The organism is Pseudomonas sp. P5_A2_2 (genome assembly GCF_054177685.1).
This window is the reverse complement of sequence record NZ_JBGCUL010000993.1, coordinates 1-1,601: the sequence shown is the minus strand read 5'-3', so window position 1 is coordinate 1,601 and position 1,601 is coordinate 1. Positions and strand designations below refer to the sequence as shown.

At 58.0% G+C, this 1,601-nt stretch carries 2 protein-coding genes and 1 pseudogene; 1 reads left to right on the top strand and 2 read right to left on the bottom strand.

The features are described from left to right. The coding region (locus tag ACXRVY_RS28130) for a transporter substrate-binding domain-containing protein (protein ID WP_458238847.1) at nucleotides 1–595 on the top strand (595 nt) is incomplete at its 5' end. Between the two features lie 133 nt (nucleotides 596–728). On the opposite strand, the gene ACXRVY_RS28125 is transcribed toward ACXRVY_RS28130, so the two are convergent. Further along, nucleotides 729–1,370: a helix-turn-helix transcriptional regulator gene (locus ACXRVY_RS28125; protein ID WP_223459856.1), complete on the bottom strand. Its 642-nt coding sequence runs from the start codon at nucleotides 1,368–1,370 to the stop codon at nucleotides 729–731. A 90-nt stretch (nucleotides 1,371–1,460) separates the two neighbouring features. Continuing rightward, a pseudogene (locus ACXRVY_RS28120) lies at nucleotides 1,461–1,601 on the bottom strand (FAD-dependent oxidoreductase); the annotation flags it as partial.

The window sequence follows — 1,601 nt, the reverse complement described above, 5'->3', positions numbered from 1 at the left end:
GATGAAGGCCAAGTGTGTGTGGGTCGAAGGCGAGTTCGACGGTCTGATTCCTTCTCTGAAGGTGAAGAAAATCGACATGGCGCTGTCGTCCATGACCATCAACGAAGACCGCAAGAAGTCGGTGGACTTCACCCACAAGTACTATTTCACCTCGTCGCGTCTGGTAATGAAGGACGGCGCGGTGGTGGATGACCAGTACGCCAGCCTCAAGGGCAAGTCCGTCGGCGTGCAGCGCGCCACCACCACCGACCGTTACGCCACCGAGGTGTTCGAACCCAAGGGCATCAACGTCAAGCGCTACAGCAACAACGAAGAAATCTACATGGACCTGGCAGCCGGTCGCCTCGACGCGATTTTTGCCGACACCATTCCGCTGAATGATTTCCTGTCGATGCCCCGTGGCCAGGGTTACGCCTTTGTCGGGCCGGAGCTGAAAGATCCGAAGTATGTAGGCGAGGGGGCCGGGATTGCCGTGCGCAAGGGCAATACCGAGTTGGTCAGTGAGCTGAACACGGCCATTGATGGCATTCGCAGCAGTGGCGAGTACCAGAAGATTTCCGATAAGTATTTCAAGTCCGATATCTACGGCGACTGATAGATCGCCATCGCGGGCAAGCCCGCTCCCACAGGGATCTCTGCAGAACACAGAATTTGTGTTTTACGCAGAACCAATGTGGGAGCGAGCTTGCTCGCGATGAGGTCAGATCAAACAATACAAATCTCAGGGCCTAGCCCTTCAATTCCTTCAAATGCTTGTACACCGTTGCCCGGCCCATGTTCAGCACATTGGCCACGTAGTTCGATGCGCTTTTGCCCTTGAACGCGCCTTCGGCGTGCAACGCCAGCACCAGCTCACGTTTGTGGTCGCGAGTCAGCAGGTTCAGGCTCAGCTGGCGCTCGCGCAACCAGGCGTGGAGGAAGGTGTTGATCCGTTCCTGCCAGTCATCGCGGAACAGTGCATCCGGTTGCGGGATCAGCTTGGTCGGCGACAGGAACAGGTCCAAAGCGGCCTTGGCATTTTCGAACAACGAAATATTCAAGTTGATGCACAACATCGCCAGCGGACGATCTTCGCTGTCCCGTAGCACTGTGCTGAGGCTACGAATCTTCTGACCATCCCAGTTGAGCTTTTCGTACGGCCCGATGTTTCGTTCGCTGACATTGTCGCTGAGCATGTCTTCCAGCGCCGAGTCGTCGCCGATTTCCCGCTTGGACAGATTGTTGGCGATGTAGTCGACCTTTTGCGTGCGCAGGTCGTGCAGCACCACTTCGGCGTGGGGAAAGAACAGTGTGGCGATGGCATCGGCGATCGCCCGGAAGTTATCCAGCGACGCAGTGTTCGGGACCGAGTCTATTTCGGGGGCGTTCATACAGTGGAACTCCAGGCAGCGTCAGCGCCCTATCAAAGGGGCGCTGAAAGTGTGCCGTAATCGTGGGGGCACGTCACCTGAGGATCAGGGTCAGCCGAGGCGGGCAGGGGAGAGCATTTCGGCATTCAGGCCGAAACGGCCGAGCGACTCGGRCAATGCGGCGCCGCGCACCAGCGCTGCGCTGGCCTGGCCCATGGCCGGCGAAGTCTGAATGCCATAACCGCCCTGTGC